This window comes from Microbacterium sp. 2MCAF23 (assembly GCF_052115565.1).
In the GTDB taxonomy this organism is placed as follows: Bacteria; Actinomycetota; Actinomycetes; order Actinomycetales; family Microbacteriaceae; genus Microbacterium.
Window position 1 is genome coordinate 167,828 of record NZ_JBFRGY010000007.1, and the last position, 25,445, is coordinate 193,272.

Below are 25,445 nucleotides of genomic sequence, written 5' to 3' on the forward strand. Positions count from 1 at the left end.
TCAGCCCTTCACCGCGCCGGTCAGGCCGCCGACGATGCGGCGTTCGAAGAGGCTGAAGAAGATGAGCGCGGGCAGCATCGACAGCGAGGTGTAGGCGAGCACGCGGGCGGTATCGACCGAGTACTGCGAGGAGAAGTTCTGCACGCCCAGCGGCAGGGTGAACAGGCTCGGGTCGTTGAGGATGAACAGCGGCAGCATGTAGCCGTTCCAGGATCCGACGAACGCGAGGATGCCGACCGTGACCACACCCGGCAGGCTCAGCGGGATCACCATCCGCCAGAAGAAGCCGAGGCGGGATGCGCCGTCGATCGCCGCCGCCTCCTCGAGCTCCTTCGGGATCGCCTTCAGGAACGGCACCAGGATGATGATCGTGCCGGGCAGCGCGAACGCGATCTGCGGCACGATGATCCCGGCCAGGCTGTTCACCAGGCCGAGGTTGCGGATCAGCAGGTACAGCGGGGTGATCGCGACGGTGACGGGGAACATCAGCCCTGCGGCGAAGAGCGCGTACATCGCCGGCTTGGCCGCGAACTCGTAGCGGGCGAGCACGTACGCCGCCATCACGCCGAGCAGCACGGCGCCGGCGGTCGTGCCGATCGCCACCACGGTCGAGTTGACCAGGGCGGTCCAGAACTCGGATCCGGCGAGCACGTCGGAGTAGTTGGCGAACTGCCAGGGAGCCGGGAAACCGGACGGGTCCTTCGTGATCTGCGAGTTCGTGCGGAACCCGCCGATGATGATGTAGAGCACGGGCGTGATGCAGATCGTGACGAGCACGATCGCGATCAGATACAGGCCGGGGCTCCCCCAGGGGGCCTTCGGCGAGCGGCGGACGCCCTTGCGATCGCGTGGCTGCACGATGGCGGTGGTGCGGAGGCTTTCGGTGGTCATCTGCGGGCCTTTCCACTGTCGCCCGTCAGCGCGCCGTCGGTGTCGCGCCGCAGCACGAACCGCTGGTAGATCAGGGCGACGACGAGGGTGATCAGGAAGAGCATCACGGCGACCGCGTTGCCGAAGCCGTAGCTGCCGGCGAGATGCCCGTTCTGGTACATGTACGTCGCCATCGTCGAGGTGCCCGCCGTGGCGGAGATGTACTGCCCCCAGATGATGTTGACGAGGTCGAAGAGCTGCAGGGCGCCGATGATCGAAAGGAACGCCCAGATGCGGATCGTCGGCCCCAGCAGCGGCACCGTGATGTTCCACTGGATCTTCCAGAACCCTGCGCCGTCGATCGCCGCGGCCTCGAAGAGCTCCTCCGGGATGGACTGCATCCCGGCGAGCATGAGGATGACCGCGAAGCCGATGTACTTCCAGGTGATGATGACCATCAGCGTCCACAGCGCGAGCTTCGGATCCGCGAGCCAGGAGTGCTGGAGGAACCCGAGCCCGACCTTGCCGAGCAGCGAGTTCAGCGCGCCGGCGTCCTGCATCATCAGGTTCCATCCGGTGCCGACGATGACCTCGGAGATCACGTACGGCACGAAGATCAGCACGCGGATCAGCGAACGTCCACGGAACTTCTGGTTCAGCAGCAGTGCGAACAGGATCGCGATCGGCCCCTGCAGCACGAGGGAGAGCACGACGATCGCGAAGTTGTGCACGACCGCATCGCGGAACGTGTGGTCCTGCCACATGTGGATGTAGTTGTCGAGGCCGACGAACTGCGTCGGCCACCCGAACCCGTTCCACTTGAAGAACCCGTAGACGGATGCCATCCCCACGGGGAGGATGACGAATCCGACGAACATCAACAGGGCGGGCCCGGAGAGCAGCGCGATCTCGCCGCGCTTGCGCCAGTCGGCGCGTGCTCGCCGCACCGGGGCCGGGGAGGTCCCGGTCCCGGTGCGGCGGTCGCTCTCAGGCACGGCCTCGGCCATCACCTGGGTGCCAGTCATCGCTCTCGCTCAGCCCCTCGCCGCGGCGTCGGTGATCTTCTGGAGGAGCGTCTTCGGGTCGCCCTGCCCCGCGAGCATCTCGACCACGCCGGTGTTCAGCGCGTTGCCGACGTTCTGCCCGAGGGCGGTGTCGAGCCAGAGCGCCACGTACGGCGCCTTGCTGTAGGCCTCCATGAGGGGCTTCAGCGACGCGTTGTCGACCGCGCCCTTCGCGTCCTGGTTGGCCGGGATGGTCTGGAACGCCACGGCGTACTTCTCCTGCTGCGCCTTCGACGCGACGAAGTTGAGGAACTTCTCGCACGAGGACGGGGACTTCTCGGAGCAGGAGTAGCCGTCCAGGCCGCCCATCATCGCGCCGGGCTCGCCCTTGCCTCCGGAGACCTCGGGGAACGGGAACCAGTCGAGGTCGGCCAGCGGCTTCTGATCCGGCGTGAGGCTCGCGACCACGCCCGGCTCCCAGGCGCCCATGAGCTCCATCGCCGCCTTGTGGTTGGCGACCAGGCCCGCCGAGGAGTTCGCACCCTGCTGGGCCGACGTGGTGAGGAAGCCCTCGTTGAACGGCTCGACCTGCGCGAACTTCTGCAGGTTGTTCGCCGCGGTCAGCCAGCACCCGTCCTTGAAGTCCTTCTTGGTGGCGAGGTTCGTGATGAGGTCCTTGCCGCAGGCGCGCACCGCGAAGAAGTAGTACCAGTGCGCGGCCGGCCAGGCGTCCTTCGCACCCAGGGCGATGGGCGGGATGCCGGCGGCCTTGAGCTTGCCGATGGCGGCCTCGAGGTCGTCCATGGTTTTCGGCGTCTCGGTGATGCCGGCCTGCGCGAACAGGTCCTTGCTGTAGAAGAGCCCGCCGGGCAGCACCGCCGTCGGCACGCCGTAGAGCTTGCCGTCGACCGTGAAGGCGCTGAGGGCTGCATCGCCGATCGCCTTCTTCACGTCGGGGTCGAGCTTGTCCGTCAGATCCTTGACCTTGCCCGCCGCCACGACGTCGGCCAGCTTGCTGCCGCCGCGCGCCATGAAGACGTCCGGCATGTCGCCCGAATTGACGGCGGTCTGCAGCTTGCCGTCCATGTCCTCGTTCTGGATCGAGGTGACCTTCACCGTGACATCGGGATTGGCCTTGTGGAACGCCGCGGCGGCGTCGGTCCAGAACTGCTTGCCGTCGCCGGTGGTCGAGTTCTGCCACACGGTCAGCGTCTGCTTGCCGCCGCTGTCGCCGCTGCCGGACCCTCCCGAGCAGCCGGTGAGGGCGATCGCTCCCACGGCTGCGAGCGCCACGGCTGCCGTCAGCACTTTGCGGATCTTCATGCTGTGTGTCTCCTCATCGTTGAGTCTTCAGCACCCGCGCCGGCATTTGTTGCCAGCAACACCCAATGTGCTGTCGGCCTACTCTGACACTCGGATCGCCCGCATGTCAAACGATATCGATAACGTTTTCGCTCGGTAGATTGGACGAATGAACCGCCGCATTACGATCCACGACGTCGCTCACGCCGCGGGCGTCTCCGTCGCGACCGTCTCGAAGGCGATCAACGGGCGAGACGGCGTCTCCGCCACGACGCTCGAGCACGTGCAGGAGGTCGTGGCGCGGCTCGGATACGAGAGCTCGCTGGTCGCGACCTCGATGCGCCGGCGCAGGACGGATGTCATCGGCGTGCTCGTCGCGGAGTTCGAGCCGTTCGCCGTGCAACTGCTGCAGGGCGTCTCGGCGGCCCTGCAGGGCACCCGCTTCGACGTGCTCGCCTACGCCGGCAGCGTGTCCGCCGGCGAGCACCTCGGGTGGGAGCGTCGCTCGCTGTCCCGGCTGGGCGGAACGCTCATCGACGGCGCCATCCTGGTCACCCCCACGACGATGCCGACCGACGCCACCGTGCCGCTCGTCGCGATCGACCCGCACGAGGGGCCCGACGGGCCCGCCTCGGTGAGCGTGCACAACGCCGAGGGCGGCTTCGCCGCGACCGCGCACCTGATCTCACTGGGGCATCGTCGCATCGCGCACCTGCGCGGCCGGACCGATCTGGAGTCGGCGCACCAGCGCGAGGACGGATACCGCCGAGCCCTGGAGAGCGCCGGTATCCCCTTCGACGCCGCGCTCGTGGTCGACGGCGGGTACCGCGCCGCGAGCTCGACCGCCGGCGCGCACGCCCTGCTCGATCTGGCCGCGCCGCCGACCGCGGTGTTCGCAGCCAATGACCTGTCCGGGATCGAGATGATCCGGGTCGCGGTCGAACGGGGCCTGCGGGTTCCCGAGGACCTGTCGGTCGTGGGATTCGACGACGTGCCGGAAGCCGCCGCGCACGTCCCCCAGCTGACCACCGTGCGCCAGCCGCTCACCGAGATGGGGGCCGAGGCCGTGCGCCTGCTGCTGGCGATGCTCGACGGCGCCCCGCACGAGCACGTGCGGATGCCGGCGGAACTGATCGTGCGCGCCTCGACCGCTGCTCCGCGCTGACCGCCCGCCGCATTGAACCGCCGCCCGGCACGACGGTGCACAGCGCGACGGCCTCATCGCCTCGCCGACTCGCTGCTCCCACCGCCCTCGCCGCTCTCACCGCCTGCACCGTCAGACTGCACTGGCATCACGAGACTGCAGTTCTTGACTGCAGTCTCGCGACGCAGATGCAGTCTCGCGGTACCGGTGCAGCTCACGGAAGGACCCCGCAGACGCGTTGCGATCAGTCGGATCCACTGATATGTTTACTGCTACAACATTTCATCGACGTCGCTGAAGGCGGATCATCATGGCACTCACTCCCACCCGCGAGGACAAGTTCTCGTTCGGCCTCTGGACCGTCGGCTACAACGGCGCCGACCCGTTCGGCGGTCCGACCCGGCCGGCCCTGGATGTGGTCCACGCCGTGGAGAAGCTCGCCGAGCTCGGCGCCTACGGCCTGACCTTCCACGACGACGACCTGTTCGCGTTCGGATCCACGGAGGCCGAGCGCCAGATGCAGATCGACCGCCTCAAGGGCGCGCTCGCCGACACCGGGCTCGTGGTGCCGATGGTGACCACGAACCTGTTCAGCGCCCCGGTCTTCAAGGACGGCGGCTTCACCTCGAACGACCGCGGCGTGCGCCGCTTCGCGCTGCGCAAGGTGCTGCGTCAGCTCGATCTCGGCGCCGAGCTGGGGGCGAAGACCTTCGTCATGTGGGGCGGGCGCGAGGGCGCCGAGTACGACTCCGCGAAGGACATCCGTGCGGCGCTGGAGCGCTACCGCGAGGCCGTGAACCTGCTCGGCGACTACGTCACAGACAAGGGCTACGACATCCGCTTCGCGATCGAGCCGAAGCCGAACGAGCCGCGCGGCGACATCCTGCTTCCGACCCTCGGCCACGCGCTCGCCTTCATCGACTCCCTCGAGCGTCCCGAGCTCGTCGGCCTGAACCCCGAGGTCGGCCACGAGCAGATGGCCGGGCTCAACTTCGCCGCCGGCATCGCCCAGGCGCTCTACCACGGCAAGCTCTTCCACATCGACCTCAACGGCCAGCGCGGCATCAAGTACGACCAGGATCTGGTCTTCGGCCACGGCGATCTGCACAACGCGTTCGCCCTCGTCGACCTGCTCGAGAACGGCGGCCCCAGCGGCGTGCCCGCCTACGAAGGCCCGCGCCACTTCGACTACAAGCCGTCGCGCACCGAGGACGAGACCGGCGTCTGGGACTCGGCGAGCGCGAACATGCGCACCTACCTCCTGCTCAAGGAGCGCGCGGCGGCCTTCCGCGCCGACCCGGAGGTGCAGGAGGCGCTGGCCGCTTCGCGCGTCGACGAGCTCTCCGCGCCGACCCTGAACGCCGGCGAGAGCTACGACGAGCTCCTGTCCGACCGCTCCGCCTACGAGGACTTCGACACGAACGCGTACTTCGGCGGCAAGGGCTTCGGCTTCGTGCGCCTGCAGCAGCTCGCGACCGAGCACCTCCTCGGCGCCCGCTGACTCCACTTCCGTCGACGCCCCCTCTGGGTGCCGAGGCCCCCTCCCAGACACGCTGCTGAGAGGGGGCCTCGGCGCCACGGAGGGGCCTCGACACATCGAACCCCGCGAAAGGAAAGACCCATGACGCTGGTGATGGGCGTGGACTCGTCCACGCAGTCGTGCAAGGTCGTCATCCTCGACGCCGCGTCCGGATCCGTCGTGCGCACCGGCCGTGCGGCGCATCCGGACGGTACGGCCGTCGACCCCGAGGCGTGGTGGCGCGCGCTGAACGCCGCGATCGCCGACGCCGGAGGCATCGACGACGTCGAGGCCTGGTCCATCGGCGGCCAGCAGCACGGCATGGTCGCGCTCGATGCGTCCGGATCCGTGATCCGCGACGCGCTGCTGTGGAACGACACCCGCTCGGCCGGCGCCGCGCAAGACCTCATCGCGGAGTTCGGCGCGTCCGAGCTCGCCGCCCGCACGGGTCTCGTCCCGGTCGCATCGTTCACGATCACCAAGCTGCGCTGGCTGCGCGACGCGGAGCCCGAGAACGCGGCGCGCGTGGCAGCCGTCGCCCTGCCACACGACTGGCTGACCTGGCGGTTGCGCGGTTACGGGCCGGCCGGGGCGTCGCCGCTCGGACCGGTGCTGGACGAGCTCGTCACCGACCGCTCCGACGCGAGCGGCACCGGCTACTGGAATCCCGTGGACGGCGGCTACGACCGCGAACTGCTGGTCGCCGCGCTCGGCCACGATGCGGCCCTGCCGCGGGTGCTGGGCCCGGACGAGTCGGTCGCGGATCCGGCCGGTCGCCGTGTCGCCCCGGGTGCCGGCGACAACGCCGCCGCCGCGCTCGGACTCGGAGCGGAGCCCGGCGACGTCGTGGTGTCGGTCGGCACCTCGGGCACGGTGTGCGCCATCAGCCGCGCACCGATCGCGGATCCCTCCGGCACCGTCGCGGGGTTCGCCGACGCGAGTGGGAACTTCCTCCCGCTCGTGGCGACGCTGAACGCGGCGCGCGTGCTCGACGTCACCGCGGCGCTGCTCGGCGTCGGGCATGACGAGCTCAGCGACCTCGCACTGCACGCCTCCGCCGGGGCCGACGGGCTGACCCTACTGCCCTACTTCGAGGGCGAGCGCACCCCGAACCTCCCCGACGCCACCGCGTCGCTGACCGGCATGACGCTCGCCTCCACCACGCGCGCGAACCTCGCCCGCGCCGCCGTGGAGGGGATGCTGCGCGGCCTGGGCGCGGGGCTCGACGCCCTCCGCGGGCTCGGCATCCCCCTCGAGCGGGCGCTGCTCATCGGCGGCGGCGCGCAGTCCGAGGCGGTGCGCCGGATCGCGCCGGAGATCCTCGGTGTGCCGGTCGTGGTGCCCGAACCGGGCGAGTACGTGGCGCTGGGAGCCGCGCGACAGGCTGCCGCCGTCGCGGCGACACCGGCGCTCCGGCTCCACGGCGCGGATCGCCCCTAGGCTGACGGGCATGCCGCTGACCGATCTCCCCCTCGCCGACCTGCGCACCTACCGTCCCGAGGTCGCCGAACCCGCCGACTTCGACGCGTTCTGGCAGGACACGCTCGCCGGATCCCGAGAGCTCGCCACCCCTGCCGAGCTGTCACCCGCGACAACCCCGATAAACGAGCTCATCGTCGAGGATCTCGCGTTCTCCGGCTTCGGCGGAGAGCGGATCCGCGGCTGGGTCACCCGCCCTCGCCGTGAGGGACGCCTGCCCGTCGTCATCGAATACCTCGGCTATGGCGGTGGCCGGGGCATCCCCGGGGAGCGCCTGCAGTGGGCCGCCTCGGGATACGTGCACGTGCTCATGGACACCCGCGGCCAGGGCGCCGGCTGGGGATCCGGCGGCGCCACCCCGGATCCGCACGGATCGGACGGGGCGACGCCCGGCTTCATGACGCGCGGCATCGCCCGCCCCGAGGACTACTACTACCGCCGGGTGTTCACCGACGGCGCCCTGCTCGTGGATGCCGTGCAGGGCTTCGCGTTCGCCGACCCCGAGCGGATCGCGGTGACCGGCGGCAGCCAGGGCGGCGGCATCAGCGTCGCCGTGGCGGCCCTGCACCCCGGTGTCGCAGCGGTCATGCCCGACGTGCCGTTCCTGAGCCACTTCCGGCGTTCGGTACTGCTGACCCCCGAGCATCCGTTCCGCGAGATCGAACGCTATCTCGCGGTGCACCGCGACCGCGTCGAGCAGGTCTTCCAGACCCTGTCGTATTTCGACGGCGTCAACTTCGCACGCCGCATCACGAAGCCCGCGCTGTTCTCGGTGGGGCTCATGGACGACATCGTGCTGCCGTCCAGCGTCTTCGCCGCGTACAACCACCTGGCGACCGACGACGCGACGATCGAGGTCTACGAATTCAACGGCCACGAGGGCGGCGGCTTCGCCCAGTGGCTGCGGCAGACCGCCTGGCTCGCCGAGCGCCTCTGACGCGCGGACGCCTACTGCGGGGGCGCTCCACGGCTCCGGATCCCGCATGCCGCGCTCCCGGAGCCTGCGGATCCTGCTGACTCCGCGATCCCGCCGACGACCCTGCCCAGCCGTCCCCGACGGGCATGCCGCCCCTATCGCTCGCCCCTCGTCTGCTCAGGTCGCAGTTTCTGCTCCAAGACCCCCGACTTCGGAGCAGAAAGTGCGACCTGAACAGCCATAGCGCTCGAGATCCGGATCGGATGCGGATCGGGTCGGGATCCGATGCGGATCGATCCTGAGGGGTTGACGCGACTGCCTCCTGATTCTATAAAGAAACTTAGCTAATAGATTTCAGGAGTTTCGATGACGTCCTCCCCCGCCCCCGGCACCCCCGGCTGGCTCGCCCTCCGCAACGATCAGGCCGCGCTGTCACTGCTGCTCGACGAGGGCCCGCTGACCCGTAACCGCATCGGCGAGCTGACCGGGCTCTCCAAGCCGACGGCAGCGCAGATCGTGTCGCGCCTGGAGGAGGGCGGGTTCATCCACGCGGCCGGGGAGCTCTCCGCCGGCCGCGGGCCGAACGCGGTCACCTACGATGTGCGGCTCGATCGCAGTCTCGGCGTCGCGATCGACGTGGACGAGAGCGTGCTGCGCGCCACCGTGGTCGACGCTCGCGGCTCGGAGCGGCCGGTCGTGATCGTACCGATCGACGCGGCGCACCCGCGTTCGGCCGAGGGCGACGTGCGCCAGGCGATCGAGGCAGCCTGCAGCGCGGCGGACGTCGACCCCGGCGCGATCGTGGAGATCGTGATCGGCGTGCAGGCAGCCAACGACCCCGCCGCCGATCGCCTGAACTTCACCGACACCCTCGACGGCTGGCCCATGCAGAACGCACGCGGCGAGCTGGAGGCAGGCCTCGGCATCGCCGTCACCCTGGAGAACGACGTCAATCTCGCCGCGATCGCCGAGCGCGCCGACGGCGCCGGCGCCGATGCTCCGGGCTTCGCGCTGCTCTGGCTCGGCGAAGGCCTCGGTCTCTCGATCGATCTGGACGGCGCGATCCTGCACGGCGCCACGGGCGGCGCAGGCGAGATCGGCTACCTGCCGGCACCCCGCACCGCGATGGCGATCGACCCGGACGCGGATGATCTGCAGGAACTCGCCGGAGGTGCCGCCGTCGCGCGCTCGGCAGCCTCCGCTCTCGGCCGTCGCCTCGATTACGCAGAGGCGCTCGCTGCTCTCGTCGCCGAGCCGGAGCGGATCCTGCCCGACCTCGCGGTGCGCATCGCCTTCGCCCTCACCCCGGTCATCGCCGTGCTGGATCCATCACTGGTGATCCTCGGCGGGCCCACCGGCATCGCAGGCGGAGCCGCACTGGCCGAAGCGGTCTCCGCGGCGCTGCGCGCCTCCTCCAGCTGGGACCCCGACGTGCGCACCACGGGTGCTCCCTCCGATGCGGTTCTGCTCGGCGCCCGGCACGTGCTCGTGTCGCGGCTGCGCGCGCGCTTGCTTCCCGACTGATCCGCGGCGGGCCGAACTCCGGCCCAGCCGCCAGGCCCACTGAACAGAGAGGTTCACATGAAACGCCACACTCGGCTCCGGATCGGTGCCATCGCCGCGCTCTCGGTCGCCGTCGTCGTCCTCGCCGGATGCTCCACCGGGTCTGACACCGCGGTCGCCGCCAAGGCGCCCGACCATCTGTCCGGCACGGTCACGCTCTGGGAGTTCTTCAGCGACCGCGAGGCGGGCGTGGTGCAGTCCGTCATCGACGACTTCCACAAGAAGTACCCGGATGTGAAGGTCGACGTGCGCACCGGTCAGGAGGACGACAAGATCATCAAGGCGATCGCCGCGGGCAACGACCTCGACGTCGCGATCTCCGGGGCCGTCGACAACGTCGGCGCGTTCTGCTCGTCGGGCGCCCTGCGCGACCTCACCCCGTACATCCAGCGCGACGGCGTCGACCTGTCTCAGCTGTCCGACGTGGCCCGCAGCTACACGTCGTTCGGCGGCAAGCAGTGCGCGCTGCCCATGCTCGCCGATGTGCAGGGGCTCTACTACAACACCGACCTGCTCCAGGAGGCCGGCTACACCGCGCCGCCGAAGACGCTCAGCGAGCTCGAGACGATGGCGGTGAAGCTCACCACCTACAACCCCGACGGGTCCATCAAGACGCTGGGCTTCAACCCGATCATGGGCGCCTATGAGAACGCACCCACGGTCTACGGGGCCGCGGCGGGAGCGGACTGGATGAAGGACGGCAAGAGTGCCATCGCCTCCTCCCCCGGCTGGAAGGAGCTGATGACCTGGCAGAAGGCCTTCATCGACCAGATCGGCTACGACAAGCTCAAGGCCTTCACCGCAGGGCTCGGCGACGAGTTCTCCGCCAGCCAGGCCTTTCAGACCGGCCAGCTCGCGATGAATCTCGACGGGGAGTGGCGCATCGCGTTCCTCGCCGATCAGGCACCCGGCGTGAAGTACGGTGTCGCGCCGTTCCCTGTGCTGGACGGCCATGAGGACCTCTACGGGGGCGGCTACTCCTCCGGCACGATCGCGGGCGTCTCCAAGGGCTCCAAGAACCCGGAGGCCGCCTGGGCGCTGCTGCGATATCTGACCTTCGACACCGATGCGGTCGTGAAGCTCGCGAACGGCCTGAAGAACGTCCCGACCACGAAGGACGCGCTCGCGTCCCCGAAGCTCGATCTCCCCGAGCAGTTCGGAACGTTCCTCGACATCGCGAAGAACCCGCACCTGACCTCGATCCCGGCGACCGTGATCGGCAGCGCGAACCAGGTGGCGCTCTCCGGCTACTGGACGAAGTTCCAGTCCGGCGGCGGGGGCGACATCGACGCGGGCCTGAAGAAGGTCGACAAGGACATCGACGACCAGCTCGCGCTGAGCGAAGGCCCGTGATGACCGCGACCGTCGCCCCGGGGCGTGCGGATAGCCCGCCGCATGCCCCGGGCGTCGCCGCCCGCCGCCGGCACGGATCCGCCGTCCGCCGTCGCCGCTGGAGCATCGCCCTGATGCTGGCCCCGACGCTCCTCGGCCTCGCGGTCTTCTTCGTCTACCCGCTCGTGGCGAACCTGTACTTCTCGTTCACGCGGTACGACCTCGTCTCGGCGCCGCAGTGGAACGGCTTCAGCAACTACATCTACCTGTTCACGAAGGATCCGCGGATCGTCACGGCCGCCCTGAACACCCTGTGGTTCGTCGTGATCCTCGTGCCGATCAGGATCGCCTGCTCGCTCGCCGTGGCGGGGCTCCTGCTGCGCGCCCGGAGCGCGGGCGGAGTCTGGCGCACGATCTTCTACCTGCCCGCGCTGGTCCCGCCCGTGGCGTCCGTCGTCGCGTTCGTGTTCCTCTTCAATCCCGGGACCGGTCCGGTGAACCTCGTGCTGAAGAGCCTCGGCATCCCCGGTCCGCTCTGGTTCAACGACCCGGCGCTCGCGAAGCCCTCGCTCGTGCTGCTGGGGGTGTGGGTCATGGGCGACGTGATGATCATCCTGCTCGCCGCCCTCCTGAACGTGCCACGCGATCAGTACGAGGCCGCCGCCCTGGACGGCGCCAACGGTCCGCAGAAGGTGCGGTATGTGACCCTTCCGTCGATCGCCCCGGTACTGCTGTTCGCACTGGTGACGGGCATGATCGCCGCGCTGCAGTACTTCACCGAAGCGGCCGTGGCCTCGGGAGTGGCAAGCGGACGGTCCGGGCCCACATCGGGCGGAATCGCCTCCGATGTCGGCTATCCCGACGACTCGCTGCTCACCTACACGCAATGGCTGTACGTGCGCGGGTTCGCGAACTTCCAGCTCGGTTACGCCGCCGCCATGGCCGTCGTGCTGTTCGTGGTCGCGAGCGTGTTCGTGGCTCTACTGCTGCGCAAGGCGCGGGCCTTCTCACCGGAGGACTTCTCATGACCGCCACGGCGCTCATCACGACAGGATCCGCGCGCCCGCCCCTTCCCGTGCGGGGCGTCCGTCGGACGCTCGTCTGGATCGCGGACCACACGATGCTCTCCGTTCTGGCGGTGCTGTTCCTCGCCCCGATCGCGTTCGTGCTGCTGACCTCGTTCATGTCGAGCCGGCAGACGCTGACGGCCTCGATCTGGCCGCAGCCGTGGGATCTCTCCAACTACGTCCGCGCATTCACCCAGGTGCCGCTGGGCCTCTGGTTCCTGAACTCCGCGTTCTACGCGGTGCTCGCCACGGGATTCATGCTCGTCTCGTCGGTGCCCGCCGCATATGTGCTCGCCAAGATCCGGTTCCGCGGGGCGAACCTCATCTTCCTTGCGATCATCGTCGCGATGCTGCTGCCTCCGCAGGTGACGATCGTGCCGGTGTACGTGATGTTCTCCAAGCTCGGACTGACCGGCACGCTGTGGCCGCTGATCCTGCCCAATCTGCTCGGCGACGCGTTCTCGATCTTCCTGCTGCGCCAGTTCTTCCTCACGATCCCGACCGCCTACGCCGACGCAGCGAGGATCGACGGCAACGGTGAATGGGGCGTGCTCTGGCGGGTGATGGTGCCGATGACCAAGCCGGGCATCGCGTCGGCCGCCATCTTCCTGTTCTTCAATTCGTGGAACGACTATTTCGGCCCTCTCCTGTACGCGTCGGAGAACCCGTCCGCGTGGACGGTCGCCTACGGCCTGTCGACGTTCCACGGCACCCATGGCACGGACTGGGGCACGACAATGGCGGTCACGATGCTCGTCACCATCCCGGTCGTGATCGTGTTCTTCTTCGCGCAGCGCGTCTTCGTCGAAGGCATCAACTTGACCGGAGTGAAGGGCTGACATGAAACTCACCGTCATCGGAGGCGGATCCACCTACACTCCCGAGCTCACGGACGGCTTCTCACGACTGCGCGACGTGCTGCCGATCGACGAGCTGTGGCTCGTGGATCCGGACGATCGCCGCCGGAAGCTGGTCGCAGGGGTCTCGCAGCGGATGTTCGCGCGCGCCGGCCACCCGGGTCGGATCCGGGATACCGCGGACCTCGTCGCGGGTGTCGCGGACGCGGACGTGGTGCTGCTCCAGTTGCGCATCGGAGGCCAGGCCGCCCGGCTCGGCGATGAGACCTGGCCGCATGAGGCGTGCTGCATCGGGCAGGAGACCACCGGGCCCGGCGGTCTCGCGAAAGCGCTGCGAACCGTGCCCGTGGTGCTCGAGGTCGCGGAAGCGGTGCGACGGCATGCGAAGCCGGGCGTGTGGATCGTCGACTTCACCAACCCGGTCGGGATCGTGACCCGCGCGCTGCTCGAGGCCGGCCACCGAGCCATCGGCCTGTGCAATGTGGCGATCGGATTCCAACGCCGCTTCGCCCGGATGCTCGACGCCGATCCGGCCCGCGTGCGCCTCGAGCACGTCGGCCTGAACCACCTGACCTGGGAGCGGGGGATCCTGCTGGACGGATCCGACCTGCTGCCCACGATGCTGCAGGGCCGGCTGTCCGAGCTTGCGGAAGAGGTGGAGCTGCCGGCGCCGCTGCTGCAGAACCTCGCGATGGTGCCGTCGTACTATCTGCGCTACTACTACGCTCACGACCGGGTGCTCGAGGAGCAGCGGCACGAGAGTCCGCGCGCGGAGAAGGTCATGGCGGTCGAACGCGAACTGCTCCGGCTCTACGCGGATCCGGCCGTCGACGAGAAGCCTGCGCTCCTCGCCGAGCGCGGTGGCGCGTTCTACTCCGACGCGGCTGTGGATCTCATCGCGTCATTGCTGGGCGATCGCGGCGACGTGCAGGTCGCGAACCTGCGAAACGGCGGCACCCTGCCGTTCCTGCCTGACGACCATGTCATCGAGGTGTCCGCCACCATCGGTGCGGACGGCCCCTCCGCCGTGCCCGTCGCGCCGCTCCCCAGCGATGTGCAGGGGCTGATCGGCCACGTCGCGGGCTACGAGCGTCTCGCCCTCGACGCCGCACGGCACACCGGCTCCGGCGAGCGCGGTCGGCAGCTGGTCGAGCGCGCCATGCTCGCGCATCCGCTCGTCGGCCAGTGGGACCGTGCGCAGAAGCTCGCCGACCTGCTGATCGACAACAACAGGGAACACCTCGCGTGGGCGCGTTGAGCGGCACCGCCGTGCAGGCCCGGCAGAGGCGCCCGAGCACGCACGAGGGCGTCGTGATCGCCATCGACGGCGGCGGGACCAAGACCGATGCCGTCGCGCTCGACGCCACCGGCGCGGTCCTCGCCCACGTGCGACTCGGCGCATCCGATGTGCACCCGGGACGGGAGGGCGAATCGGCCTCGGTCGTCGACGAGGCCGTGCGACGGGTGCACGCCGAGGCCGGAGGAGGGCCGCTGCTGAGGGTCGGCGTGTTCCTCTCCGGTCTCGATCATGAGGAGGAGTTCGCGGCGTTCCGCGCCCGGATCCGATCTCTGCCGTGGTTCGTCGGCGATGACGGTGTCGAGGCGCACGTGGAGAACGACATGTTCGCACTGCTGCGCACGGGCACGCTCGGGGCCGATGCGGTCGCCGTGGTCTGCGGCACCGGGCTCAATGCGATCGGCGTGCGCGCCGACGGGACGACCGCTCGCTTCCTCGCATGGGGAGCCGTGTCGGGCGATTGGGGCGGCGGCTCGGACATCGGCGCCGAAGCGCTGCGCCTGGCAGCGAGGGCGATGGATGGCCGAGGACCTGCGACCGTGCTGACCGCGGTGATTCCCGAGAAGTTCGGGCGCCCCGACCTCACCGCTCTCATCGAGGACGTGCACTTCGGCCGCATTCCGGAGGGGCGACTGGCCGAGCTCGTGCCGGACGTGTTCACGGCCGCGGAGGGAGGCGACGCGGTGTCGCGCGCGCTGGTGCAGCGCCAGGCGGAGGAGATCGTCGCGATGGCGGCGAGCGCCGCCCACCGGCTCGGGCTCGAGCAGGATCCCATCCCCGTGGTGCTCGGCGGCGGGGTGCTCGCGGCGCGCCGGCCGCTGCTGCTGGACGGCGTCATGGAGGGCCTCGCGGCGACGTTGCCCTCGGCCGTTCCGGCGGTGGTCGACTCGCGCCCCGTGGTCGGCGCGGGGCTGACGCTGCTCGAGCAGCGCGGCGCAGCGGACGACGTGATGCGCCGCGCCCATGCGGCGCTCGCGCGCACGGTGCCCGCGTGAGCCGCACGCTCACCACGCAGGTGCTCGAACGCACCGTGCCCGCGTGAGCGGCACGCTCACCGCGCGGGCCCCGGCCGAGACGGGTCGCAACATCCGGGAAACACGCACTGCGTACACTCGGGGACGCCACAAGCACGCACTCCCCCGAAGGACCCACCATGTCCGGTACGCCGTCATCCGCGCCCATCACCGTCTCGATCCGCCGCGAGGTCGACCCCGCCCGCATCGCCGAGGCCACGGCCTGGGTGCAGACGGGGGTGAATCTCGCGAGCGGCCACCCCGGCTTCCTCGGATCCGGGTGGGTGCGCGACGGCGAGGATTCGCACCACTGGCACATGCTCTACCGCTTCGCCGACGAGGCGGCCCTCGACGCGTGGGAGGCGTCGAGCGAACGCGCCTGGTGGCTGTCGATGGGCGAGCGGTTCGTGCGCAGCGAGCGCGTACGCCGCCGCACCGGGATCGAGGGCTGGTTCGACGAGCCGTCGACCGGGACGATCTCGGTGCCGACCTCGACCGGTGCGACCACGGTGACCGTGGCCCCGGCGCCGCCGCGGTGGAAGCAGGCGGTGTCGATCTGGCTCGGCTTCTTCCCGATGAACCTGGTCTTCACCTACCTGATGAGCCCGGTGCCCGGGTGGAACGGCCTGCCGATCTGGCTGCGCGTGCTCGCGACCACGATCGTGCTGACGCCGATCATGACCTACTGGGTGCTGCCGTTCGTGACGCGCTCGCTGCGCCGGTGGCTGGCCCGCTGACCCCGTCCCAAAGAAGCCTGATCCGCCCCCTGAGAACAGAAGCCTGATCCGCCCCCTGAGAACAGAGGACGACCGCCATTCCGCAGGACGGATCCGAGGGGATCCTCCTGCAGAATGACGATCGCGCTGTGAACGTGCGGGGCGGGCAGGCCGTCCGGTCAGACCTCGATGTGCCGCTCCGCCACGCCGTCGTAGGCGGACAGCGGACGGATCAGCGCGTTCGACGCGGCCTGCTCCATGACGTGCGCGGTCCAGCCGGTGACCCGCGACGCCACGAACAGCGGCGTGAACGTGAGCGTGTCGAAGCCGATGAGGTTGTACGCCGGACCTGACGGGTAGTCGAGGTTCGGGTGGATCCCCTTGCGGGCGACGAATTCGTCCGCAAGCGTCGTGTACAGCTCCTCCACGTCGGGGCGGTCGTAGTGCTCCACGAGCGTGTCCAGCGCGGCCTTCATGGTCGGCACGCGCGAGTCGCCGTTCTTGTAGACGCGGTGCCCGAAGCCCATGATCTTGCGCTTGGACGCAAGTGCCGTGTCGAGCCATGCGTCGACGTTCGCCGCATCGCCGATCTCGTCGAAGATGTGCAGCACCGCCTCGTTCGCTCCGCCGTGCAGCGGTCCCTTCAGCGCGCCGATCGCGCCGACCACCGCCGAGTACAGGTCGCTCAGGGTCGACGTGATGACACGTGCCGTGAACGTGGAGGCGTTGAAGGAGTGCTCCGCGTACAGGATCATCGAGCGGTTGAACGCGTCGACGACGACCGGATCCGGCTCGGTGCCGAACGTCATCCAGAGGAAGTTCGCGGAGTAGTCCAGGTCGTCGCGCGGGGCGACGATGTCCTCGCCGCGTCGGCGGCGCTGCCCGTAGGCGACGATCGCCGGCAGCGCGGCGAAGAGCCGGATGCTCCGCTCGAGGTTCTGCTCAGGCGTGCCGCTCGCATCGAGCACGGATCCGGATCCGGCTGCGTCCGAGGCGCCGAGCAGACTGACCGCCGTTCGGATCTCGTCCATCGGATGCGCCTCGACCGGCACGAGGTCGATCGCGGCCCTGACGTTGGCGGCGAGCGCGCGGTGCTCGCGCTCGGTCGCGCGCAGGTCGGCCAGCTGCTGCGCGGTGGGCAGCTCACCGTTCCAGAGCAGGTAGGCGACGGCCTCGAACGGCTGAGTCGCTGCGAGTTCCTGCACGGGGTAGCCGCGGTAGAGCAGGCTGTTGGTCTCGGGGTTGACCTTCGAGATCGCCGTCGTGTCGACGACGACGCCGGCGAGGCCCTTCTTGATGTCGGGGTCGCTCATGTCACTCCTTCGTGTGTGCACGGTGTCCGAGCGGGGGCTCAGAGACCGAGCTCCTTGTCGATGCGGAAGTTGAAGACGTTCGTGTCGAAGTGGTTGTACGACTCGTAGTCGATGAGGTCGTACAGATCTGCGCGGTGCTGCATCTCGCCGAGCTTCGAGGTCAGATGCCCCTCCTCGTTCAGCGTATCCAGCGCGCGTCCGGTCGCACCCATCGCGATCCGGAGCATCGAGACCGGCCAGATCACGATGCTCACGCCGGCATCCTTGAGCTGCGACGTCGTGAACAGCTCGCTCTTGCCGAACTCGGTCATGTTCGCCAGGATCGGCACGTCCAGCTCGGACGCCATCCGTTCGAACTCGGCGAGCGTGCGCATCGCCTCGGGGAAGATCGCATCCGCCCCGGCGTCGACGAGCGCCTTGGCCCGGTCGACCGCGGCGTCCATGCCCTCCACGGCGCGGATGTCGGTGCGCGCCATGATGAGGAAGTTCGGATCCCGGCGGGCGTCGACCGCGGCCCTGATGCGCTTGGTCGCGGTCGACTCGTCGACCACCGCCTTGCCGTCCAGGTGACCGCAGCGCTTGGGGTTGATCTGGTCCTCGATGTGGGTGCCGGCGAGCCCGGCATCCTCGAGGGTCTGGATCGTGCGGGCCACGTTCATGGGCTCGCCGAAGCCGGTGTCGGCATCGATGATCGCCGGCAGTTCGGTCATCCGGGCGATCTGCTGCCCTCGCCCCGCCACCTCGGTGAGCGTGGTGAGGCCGATGTCGGGCAGACCCAGATCCGCGGACAGCACGGCGCCGGAGATGTAGACCCCGTCGAAGCTCTTGCGCTCGATGAGCCGGGCGGAGAGCGGGTTGAACGCGCCGGGGAAGCGCAGCAGCTCCCCCGCCGCGAGCCGCTCCCGCAGGATCCGCCGTTTCTCGGCGGCCGGGGTGGTGGAGTACAGCATCAGTTGCTCCTTCGTGCACACGGGGTCGTTGAGCGAGCGAAGCGAGACGAAACGCGTTCCCTCGCGAGCGCACCGCGTTTCGTCTCGGTCTCGCTGCGATCGTCCTCGCTCAACGACCCCGGCAGGCACCGCATCAGAACAGGCCCTTGGGCGCCGGTGCCATCGCGAGCACGCCGGGCGCGGCGACGATCGAGAGCTGGGCGACCTCCTCCGCGGTGAGCTCGGGCAGACGCTGCACGAGCTCCAGGAAGCGGTCGATCTCCGCAGGCTCCAGCACGGGCTCGGCGAGGATCCGGAACTTGCGGATGTAGTCCTCACGGGCGAACGGCCTGGCACCGAGCGGGTGCGCGTCGGCGACGGCGATCTCATCGGTCACGGTCTCGCCGTTCGTCAGGCGGATATCCACCCGCCCGCCGAACGCCTTCTCGGCCGGGTCGATCGAGTGGTAGCGGCGGGTCCACTCCTCGTCCTCGGCCGTGGTGATCTTGTGCCAGAGCGCCACGGTGTCCTCGCGCTGCGCACGCTCGGGCGCGTAGGAGTCGACGTGGTGCCAACTGCCGTCCTGCAGGGCGACCGCGAAGATGTACGGGATCGAGTGATCCAGCGTCTCGCGGGACGCGTGCGGGTCGTACTTCTGCGGGTCGTTCGCGCCGGATCCGATCACGTAATGCGTGTGGTGGCTGGTGAGGATCACGATCGCGTCGACGTTCGCGGGATCCGTCAGCTCCGGGCGTTCGTTGTGCAGCTTGCGCGCGAGGTCGATCCAGGCCTGCGCCTGGTACTCCGCGGAGTGCTCCTTCGTGTACGTGTCGAGGATCGCGCGCTTGGACTCGCCGGTCACGGGCAGCGGCACGTCGTACGACGCGTCCGGGCCGTCCAGCATCCAGGCGATCACGCCGTCCTCACCCTCGTAGATCGGGCTCGGCGAGGTCTCGCCGCGCATCGCCCGGTCGACGGCCTCGACCGCCATCTTGCCGGCGAAGGCCGGGGCGTGCGCCTTCCAGGTGGAGATCTCGCCCTTGCGGCTCTGCCGCGTGGCGGTGGTGGTGTGCAGCGCCTGGCCGACCGCCTGGTAGATCGTCTCGACATCGAGGCCGAGCAGGGTGCCGATACCGGCGGCGGCCGAGGGTCCGAGGTGGGCGACGTGGTCGATCTTGTGCGCGTGCAGGCTGATCGCCTTCACCAGGTCGACCTGGATCTCGTACCCCGTGGCGATGCCGCGCACCAGCGCGCGACCGTCGGCGCCGACGTGCTGCGCGACCGCGAGGATCGGCGGGATGTTGTCGCCAGGGTGCGAGTACTCGGCGGCGAGGAAGGTGTCGTGGTAGTCCAACTCGCGCACCGCGACGCCGTTCGCCCAGGCGGCCCACTCCGGGCTCGTGCGGCGCTCGAGCGCGCAGCCGAACACAGTGGATCCGGATCCGTTCACCGAGACCGGGTGGTCCAGCGCCTGCTGGCGGGCGGCACTGACGGGGGCGCGGGTGAGCGAGGCGGCCGCGACGGAGGCGTTGTCGATCACGCGGTTGATGATCATGTCGACGACGTCGGCGTCGACCTCGACCGGGTCGGCGGCGATCTCGGCGAGGCGCCAGGCGAGCTGCCCCTCGCGCGGGAGCTGCTCGTCGCTGCGGTGCACGCGGAGGTGGTGGGTGACGGTCATGCTCTGGCCTTCTTTCCGGACGGGGTCGTGGTGTCGGGATCCGCGCCGGCGAGCGAGTCGAGGATGCTCGCGAGCGCGTTGTGCAGGTGGACGTGGGTGGCGTGCGCGGCCAGGTCGCCGTCTCCGGATCCGATCGCCTCCGCGATCAGGCGGTGCTCGCCGGCACTCGCGGCGAGGCGGGCGGGCTTGTCCCGCGCCATCCGGCGCACGCGCACCAGGTGGGTGCGCACGGTGCGCAGGGCCGCGGTGAGGTAGTCGTTGCCGACAGCAGCGTCGAGCGCCTCATCGAAGCGGGCGATGAGCGCGTAGTAGCGGGCGCGGCCCTCCTCGTCGCCCAGCGACGTGGCAGCCTGCGCGAAGAGCCGTGCGAGTTCCGCGAACTCGGTGCGGTTGGCGGCACCGGCCGCCGTGCGCGCAGTGGTCTCCTCGAGAGCACGCCGCAACGCGAACAGATCGCGTATGTCGTCGGCGTCGATCGCCGCGACCACGGTGATGCGCGGCGAGAGCTGTTCGACCAGTCCGTCCGCAGTCAGCCGGCGCAGCGCCTCCCGCAACGGCGTGCGGCTCACGCCGAGCCGCTCGGCCTGCTCGACCTCGGCGAGCACGGTGCCGGCGGCGAGGGATCCGGACTGGATCTCCTCGAGCAGCGCGCGGTACGCGAACTCGCCCGCGCGCATACCCTCGGCGACGATGGTCATGGGCTCAGTGTATACACAACAGCAACACGCTGGCCATGTTCGATGAAATGGCCCGGTCTAGGTATACAAATGGGGGCGGATCCGACACGTGCGATCGGCGGGTCCGCCCAGGTACCGGTGCGTGAACTCAGAAGGGCGGCGGGCCGAGGATCTCGATCGATCCGGTGGCCGCGGCCGCCGCCGCTACGCGCCCGAAGTCAGGCATCGGCGGTGCGCCTGCACCCGCGGGCTCACTCGCGGACCGGTAGAACGCCTCGCCGCCGCCCGGAGTCTGGAGGCAGAGCATCCGCGCGGTCGGCGTCGTCACCGCGAACGCATGGGGCACACCACGCGGGATGATCGCGATGCCACCCGCGGCGAGAGCCTGCTCGGCGCCGGCGATATGCAGCCGGACCTCGCCCTCCAGCATGTAGAAGGTCTCGTCCGCATCCGGATGCTGATGCAGCGGGGTGACCTTGCCCGCGTCCAACGCATCCTCGAAGAGCAGGTATGCGCCGCCCGTTTCCCTCTCGGTGGCCAGCCAGGTGTGCACACCGCCCCCGCAGAACCAGCGACGCTCGCCCGACTCGCGGGCCCGTACGGTCGTCTCCAGCGTCGACATTTCGGCCTCCTGCCGTTATGGGACTTAAGTCCCATAACGAGACTACGGTACCATGACAAGTATGTCAACGCCGTATGAAGTCACAGGCCGGACCGGGCAGAAGCAGCGGACGCGCGAGGCGCTGGTGGCTGCTGCCCGTGATCTGATCGCGCAGGGCGATGTCGCCCCGGCCGTCGCGGCAGCCGCGCAGGCCGCCTCGATCTCACGCACGACCGCGTACCGCTACTTCCCGACGCAGAAGGCGCTGCTGGTCGCGGCTCACCCCGAGATCACCGTCAGCACCCTGGTGCCGGACGACGCGGGCGACGACCCGGAGACGCGCCTCCTCGCCGCCGTCGGCGCCTTCATCAGAATCGTCCTGGACACCGAGCAACAGCAGCGGACGATGCTGCGGCTTTCCCTGGACCCGGCGATCCCCAGTGAGACACTGCCACTGCGGCAGGGACGGGCCATCAACTGGTTCGAGCAGGCGCTTGCGCCACTGCGACCGCAGCTCACCGATGACGAGATCCATCGGCTCGCACTGTCCGTCCGCAGCGCCGTGGGCATCGAGTCGCTCGTCTGGCTCATCGACATCGGCGGCCTCACGCGAGAGGAGGCCTCCGCACGGATGCTGTGGTCGGCGCGAGCACTCCTCTCCCAAACGCTCGCCGACGCCGAGCGCAAGACCTCGGCGAGTTGAGGCCATGCAGGCGGCGCCGTCGATCCTGACGCGGTGTCAGCGGATGCCGCCGACCGGCTCCGGCACCGCTTCCGGATCCATCTCTTCGACGACGGGCTCCCCGAGCTTCACGAGCACCACCCCGACGAGCACGAGCGCGCCACCGAACGCCTGCACCAGGTCGGGCAGCTGGCCCAGGAACAGCCAGCCGAACAGCAGCGCGGCGATCACCTCGGAGAGTGCCACGAACGAAGCGAAACGGGATCCAAGCCTGCGGGTCGAGACGATGCCGAGCACATAGGCGAGAGCAGTGGCGATCACCCCGACGGCGACCACCGGGACGAACCAGGGCAGCGTGCCGAATCGGTAGGTGACGTCGTGGGTGTTCCACGTCATCGGCAGGATCCCGGTCGCCCCGGCGACGGTCAGGCCGATCGCCCCGATCAGCAGCCCGAGTCCGGCGAGCGCGATCGGAGGGAGGCCCGTGTCGCCGCGGCCGGAGAGCAGGAAGTAGGTGGCCGCTCCGACCATCGCGCCGAGCGCCCACAGGATCCCGATCGGATCGACTCGGGCTCCGGTGAAGACCTCCAGCATGAGCACGAGTCCGACGAACGCGACGACCGCTCCGACCATGCCACGGGCACCGGGGCGCTCGCCGCGACGGAGCCAGAGCCAGAGCACGACCGCGATCGGCGCGGTGTACTCGACGAGCAGGGCAAGGCCGACGTCCATCACGGCCACGGCCTGGAAGAAGCACAGCTGCGCCGCGGTGACCGCGAGCACCCCGTAGACGAGGATCATGCCCGCGTGCTTGCGCACCACGCCCCAGCGACCCCGCAGCGCGAGCAGCGTCGGCACGAGCAGCACGAGCGCGGCCACCCACATGCGCACGGTGACGGCGGCGCCGGGGCTCCAGCCCGCATCCATGAGGCCGCGCGCCCACGCGCCGCTCATCCCGAACGAGAGTGCAGCACCGAGCGCGAAGACGAGTCCGGTGCGCACGCCGCCGGTGCGCGTGTCATTCGCCATTGTGCTCATGACATGTGACGCTACCGCGACGGGCTGTAAGATGTCAACATGATCTTCACCGATGACACCGAGGAGACCCTGCGGGCCGCCGTGTGGCTCGTGAACTCAGCCGAGGATCCCGACACCCTCGTCTCCCTCAGCGATGAGGCGACCTTCCTCGGAGGGTTCGGGTACACCGGACGGATCGATCGCGACGAAGCCGAGCTCGCGGGACTGCGGGAGCTCCGCCCGCAGCTGCGCACCATGCTGCTGGCCCCGCGCGACGACATGGCCGCGGCGGTCAACGAGGCCCTCGCCGGCGTCTCCCTGACACCACGACTCGCCCGTCATGGCGACCTGGACTGGCACCTGCACGCGGTGGCCGACGACCATCCTCTCGCTGAGCGGGTGCTGGTCGAGACCGCGATGGCCCTTATCGACGTGATCCGCGCGGAGGAGGGTTCCCGCATCTCGGTGTGCGCGGACGACACCTGCGACGCCGTCGCCCTGGATCTCTCCCGCAATCGCTCCAAGCGCTACTGCTCGACGGCCTGCGCGAACCGCAACGCCGTCGCCGCCTATCGCGCGCGACGCGCCGGATCCTGACGCGCCCGCACAGCCCGTCTCTTACAGCCCGTCGCCCGCCTCAGCTCTGCGCGGGAGCCTGGTCGTAGCTGTAGAAGCCCTCGCCGCTCTTGCGTCCGAGCCTGCCCGCATCGACATACGACTTCACGAAGTCGCGCGATTCCGTGGGCAGCCACGGGTAGGCGTCGATGTAGTGGTTCTCGATGTCGAGGACGACGTCCAGGCCGACCTGATCCATGAGCTGGAACGGCCCCGCCTTCAGCCCCATATTGGCGCGCATGATCGCGTCGACGTCGGCCGGGGTGCTGACGCCCTCGGCGACCACCGCGAGGGACTCGCGCTTGATGGCGGCCCAGATGCGGTTGAAGATGAACCCGACGCTCTGACCGTGCGCGATGAACGGGACCAGGCCGAACACCCGCAGTTCCCGGTCCAGAAGCTCGAGGATCCCGTCCGCCGTCTGCCCGTCGCCCATGAGCTCCACGGCCATGCCGGCCGGCGGCATCGCGAAGTGCATGTTCAGCACGCGCTCCGGATGCGTGACCTCGCCGAGCAGCTGGCTCGACTCGAACGACGAGGAGTTCGTCGCGAGGAGGGCGTCGGGATCCGCGATCCTGTCCAGCGTGCCGAAGAGCGGGACCTTGATGTCGAGCCGCTCGGGCACCGCCTCGATCACGAGCCACGCGCCGGGCACGGCGTCCTCCGTGTTCGCGAAGGTCTCCAGCGGTCGCACGTCGCCGATCTCCGCCGGGTTCAGCCCGGCGCGGAGTTCGGCGGTCGTGCTCTCGACGTATTCGCTCGCGGCGGTGCGCTGCGCCTCGGACAGGTCGACGATCCGCACCGCGGCGCCGCCGCTGCGGAACACGGCGGCGATCCGGCGCCCGAGCGTGCCCGCGCCGATGATGACGACGGGACGGTCTGCGATGCGGGACGGGAGGGTGAAGCTCATGGTGTCCTCTTCTTTCACGGTGGTGGTTCCTAGAGTGATCCGATGCCGGCGATGCCGGAGACCGGCGTGCCGAGGTCCGCGACCAGTTCGATGCGCGCCGGACGTGCCGTGCCCGATCCGGTGAGCGGAACGCGGTGGATCCGTCCCGAGAGGTCGGCGACGTAGACGACCCCCGCGTCGCCGTCGACGGCCAGCCCGATGGCCTCCTGGAAGCCGTCGGCGAGGACCTGCGGCGTCCGGCCGCGCTCCCCCGGCGCCGGCAGCGGCGCGCGGTTCAGGGTGTTGCCGAGCGGTGCGGCGCCGCGGTCGGTCCAGTACAGCGTCTCGCCGTCGATCTCGAGATCGATCGGCTCGGGCAGGTGATCCCAGAGCGTCTCGACGTCGGTGCGGGTCTGCGGGGTCTCGCCGGCCCGGAGCGCCAACGGGGCGCGCAGGATCCTCCCGGTTCCGCCCTTCGCCGGGCCTTTCTGCGTCCAGTAGAGCTCGCCGCGCGCCACGTCCACCGCGACGCCGACGCATTCGTTGTCGATGCCCGGGGCGTTGACGACGAGGTCCTCGAGGCCGGTGCCGTCGATCCGGATCCGCGAGACGCGGCAGCCCTCGCGATCGCCCCAGTACAGCCAGCCGTCGGCGAGGGCGAGCTGCTTGCCCGTGGTGACGTCTCCCGGACGGGTGATGTCACCGCGGCCGGTGCCGTCCAGGCCGGCGCGATGCACTCCGCCGGTACGGGCCGTGAAGTCCAGCGCGGCTTCGCTGACCATCCCCTCGCGGAGCGTCGGGGCGCCCATCGTCGTCCAGTAGACGACGCCGTCCGAGACGACGACCCCGTCCGGAGTCGGGCCCGCGTCCCGGTGCACCGGCTCGACGGCGCCGGTTGCGAGGTCGACCGCGTAGATCGTGTTCGTGGTGATGCCCAGCGCGATCAGCGTGCGGAACATGAG

Annotated in this window: 24 protein-coding genes; 13 read left to right on the plus strand and 11 right to left on the minus strand. The window is 69.7% G+C overall.

Going from position 1 to position 25,445, the window contains the following annotated elements:
• From AB4078_RS09455 to AB4078_RS09465, 3 genes are read right to left on the minus strand one after another with little or no spacing between them, the layout of a single operon-like run.
• Positions 1-891 (minus strand): carbohydrate ABC transporter permease, encoded by an 891-nt coding sequence (locus AB4078_RS09455; RefSeq protein WP_440734242.1) that lies wholly within the window; start codon positions 889-891, stop codon positions 1-3.
• Positions 888-1,877 carry a carbohydrate ABC transporter permease gene (locus AB4078_RS09460; RefSeq protein ID WP_440734432.1) on the minus strand — a complete coding sequence of 330 codons (990 nt, stop codon included), beginning with the start codon at positions 1,875-1,877 and terminating at the stop codon, positions 888-890. Before AB4078_RS09460 ends, AB4078_RS09455 begins: the two co-directional genes overlap by 4 nt.
• 27 nt (positions 1,878-1,904) lie before the next feature.
• Positions 1,905-3,197 carry an extracellular solute-binding protein gene (locus AB4078_RS09465; protein ID WP_441976904.1) on the minus strand — a complete coding sequence of 431 codons (1,293 nt, stop codon included), beginning with the start codon at positions 3,195-3,197 and terminating at the stop codon, positions 1,905-1,907.
• Between the two features lie 148 nt (positions 3,198-3,345).
• Here AB4078_RS09465 and AB4078_RS09470 point away from each other — a divergent pair, with 148 nt between their 5' ends.
• From AB4078_RS09470 to AB4078_RS09520, 11 genes are all read left to right on the plus strand, one after another.
• A complete protein-coding gene (locus AB4078_RS09470; protein ID WP_441976905.1) occupies positions 3,346-4,341 on the plus strand; it encodes a LacI family DNA-binding transcriptional regulator in 996 nt (331 codons plus the stop codon).
• A 289-nt stretch (positions 4,342-4,630) separates the two neighbouring features.
• Positions 4,631-5,821, plus strand: a complete 1,191-nt coding sequence (gene xylA, locus AB4078_RS09475) for a xylose isomerase (RefSeq protein WP_441976906.1) — start codon at positions 4,631-4,633, stop codon at positions 5,819-5,821.
• A gap of 120 nt (positions 5,822-5,941) precedes the next feature.
• Positions 5,942-7,279: a xylulokinase gene (xylB, locus tag AB4078_RS09480; RefSeq protein WP_441976907.1), complete on the plus strand. Its 1,338-nt coding sequence runs from the start codon at positions 5,942-5,944 to the stop codon at positions 7,277-7,279.
• Positions 7,280-7,289: 10 nt separating this feature from the next.
• Positions 7,290-8,255 (plus strand): acetylxylan esterase, encoded by a 966-nt coding sequence (locus AB4078_RS09485; RefSeq protein ID WP_441976908.1) that lies wholly within the window; start codon positions 7,290-7,292, stop codon positions 8,253-8,255.
• 345 nt (positions 8,256-8,600) lie between these two features.
• Positions 8,601-9,758: an ROK family transcriptional regulator gene (locus AB4078_RS09490; protein ID WP_441976909.1), complete on the plus strand. Its 1,158-nt coding sequence runs from the start codon at positions 8,601-8,603 to the stop codon at positions 9,756-9,758.
• A 57-nt stretch (positions 9,759-9,815) separates the two neighbouring features.
• Complete coding sequence (locus tag AB4078_RS09495) at positions 9,816-11,150, plus strand: extracellular solute-binding protein (RefSeq protein ID WP_441976910.1); 1,335 nt, start codon at positions 9,816-9,818, stop codon at positions 11,148-11,150.
• Positions 11,150-12,157 carry a carbohydrate ABC transporter permease gene (locus tag AB4078_RS09500; protein ID WP_441976911.1) on the plus strand — a complete coding sequence of 336 codons (1,008 nt, stop codon included), beginning with the start codon at positions 11,150-11,152 and terminating at the stop codon, positions 12,155-12,157. Before AB4078_RS09495 ends, AB4078_RS09500 begins: the two co-directional genes overlap by 1 nt.
• The gene (locus AB4078_RS09505; protein ID WP_441976912.1) at positions 12,154-13,035 is read left to right on the plus strand and encodes a carbohydrate ABC transporter permease; all 882 of its coding nucleotides are present in this window, start codon (positions 12,154-12,156) and stop codon (positions 13,033-13,035) included. Before AB4078_RS09500 ends, AB4078_RS09505 begins: the two co-directional genes overlap by 4 nt.
• A 1-nt stretch (position 13,036) precedes the next feature.
• Entirely contained in the window at positions 13,037-14,311 is a 1,275-nt protein-coding gene (locus AB4078_RS09510) for a 6-phospho-beta-glucosidase (RefSeq protein WP_441976913.1), read from the plus strand.
• Positions 14,299-15,345 (plus strand): N-acetylglucosamine kinase, encoded by a 1,047-nt coding sequence (locus AB4078_RS09515; protein WP_441976914.1) that lies wholly within the window; start codon positions 14,299-14,301, stop codon positions 15,343-15,345. The genes AB4078_RS09510 and AB4078_RS09515 overlap by 13 nt, the downstream gene beginning before the upstream one ends.
• A 158-nt stretch (positions 15,346-15,503) precedes the next feature.
• Positions 15,504-16,100 carry an antibiotic biosynthesis monooxygenase gene (locus AB4078_RS09520; RefSeq protein WP_441976915.1) on the plus strand — a complete coding sequence of 199 codons (597 nt, stop codon included), beginning with the start codon at positions 15,504-15,506 and terminating at the stop codon, positions 16,098-16,100.
• Positions 16,101-16,258: 158 nt separating this feature from the next.
• On the opposite strand, the gene AB4078_RS09525 is transcribed toward AB4078_RS09520, so the two are convergent.
• The 5 genes from AB4078_RS09525 to AB4078_RS09545 all read right to left on the minus strand — a co-directional run bounded on the left by AB4078_RS09525 (position 16,259) and on the right by AB4078_RS09545 (position 21,301).
• Positions 16,259-17,392, minus strand: a complete 1,134-nt coding sequence (locus tag AB4078_RS09525; RefSeq protein ID WP_441976916.1) for a bifunctional 2-methylcitrate synthase/citrate synthase — start codon at positions 17,390-17,392, stop codon at positions 16,259-16,261.
• A gap of 38 nt (positions 17,393-17,430) precedes the next feature.
• Positions 17,431-18,342 carry a methylisocitrate lyase gene (gene prpB / locus AB4078_RS09530; RefSeq protein WP_441976917.1) on the minus strand — a complete coding sequence of 304 codons (912 nt, stop codon included), beginning with the start codon at positions 18,340-18,342 and terminating at the stop codon, positions 17,431-17,433.
• Positions 18,343-18,475: 133 nt separating this feature from the next.
• A complete protein-coding gene (locus AB4078_RS09535; RefSeq protein ID WP_441976918.1) occupies positions 18,476-20,002 on the minus strand; it encodes an MmgE/PrpD family protein in 1,527 nt (508 codons plus the stop codon).
• Entirely contained in the window at positions 19,999-20,679 is a 681-nt protein-coding gene (locus AB4078_RS09540; protein WP_441976944.1) for a GntR family transcriptional regulator, read from the minus strand. The genes AB4078_RS09535 and AB4078_RS09540 overlap by 4 nt, the downstream gene beginning before the upstream one ends.
• Before the next feature lie 148 nt (positions 20,680-20,827).
• The gene (locus AB4078_RS09545; protein WP_441976919.1) at positions 20,828-21,301 is read right to left on the minus strand and encodes a cupin domain-containing protein; all 474 of its coding nucleotides are present in this window, start codon (positions 21,299-21,301) and stop codon (positions 20,828-20,830) included.
• Between the two features lie 61 nt (positions 21,302-21,362).
• Between AB4078_RS09545 and AB4078_RS09550 the strand changes: the two genes are divergently transcribed.
• A complete protein-coding gene (locus tag AB4078_RS09550; RefSeq protein ID WP_441976920.1) occupies positions 21,363-21,983 on the plus strand; it encodes a TetR/AcrR family transcriptional regulator in 621 nt (206 codons plus the stop codon).
• Between the two features lie 36 nt (positions 21,984-22,019).
• Here the strand turns inward: AB4078_RS09550 and AB4078_RS09555 are convergent, their stop codons facing one another.
• Complete coding sequence (locus tag AB4078_RS09555; protein WP_441976921.1) at positions 22,020-23,000, minus strand: EamA family transporter; 981 nt, start codon at positions 22,998-23,000, stop codon at positions 22,020-22,022.
• Positions 23,001-23,039: 39 nt separating this feature from the next.
• Between AB4078_RS09555 and AB4078_RS09560 the strand changes: the two genes are divergently transcribed.
• Positions 23,040-23,576: a CGNR zinc finger domain-containing protein gene (locus AB4078_RS09560; protein WP_441976922.1), complete on the plus strand. Its 537-nt coding sequence runs from the start codon at positions 23,040-23,042 to the stop codon at positions 23,574-23,576.
• Positions 23,577-23,616: 40 nt separating this feature from the next.
• Here the strand turns inward: AB4078_RS09560 and AB4078_RS09565 are convergent, their stop codons facing one another.
• Positions 23,617-24,504, minus strand: a complete 888-nt coding sequence (locus tag AB4078_RS09565) for a 3-hydroxyacyl-CoA dehydrogenase family protein (RefSeq protein WP_441976923.1) — start codon at positions 24,502-24,504, stop codon at positions 23,617-23,619.
• Positions 24,505-24,533: 29 nt separating this feature from the next.
• On the minus strand, positions 24,534-25,442 hold the full coding sequence (locus tag AB4078_RS09570) for a hypothetical protein (protein WP_441976924.1): 909 nt from the start codon (positions 25,440-25,442) through the stop codon (positions 24,534-24,536).
• Between the last annotated feature and the right edge of the window lie 3 nt (positions 25,443-25,445).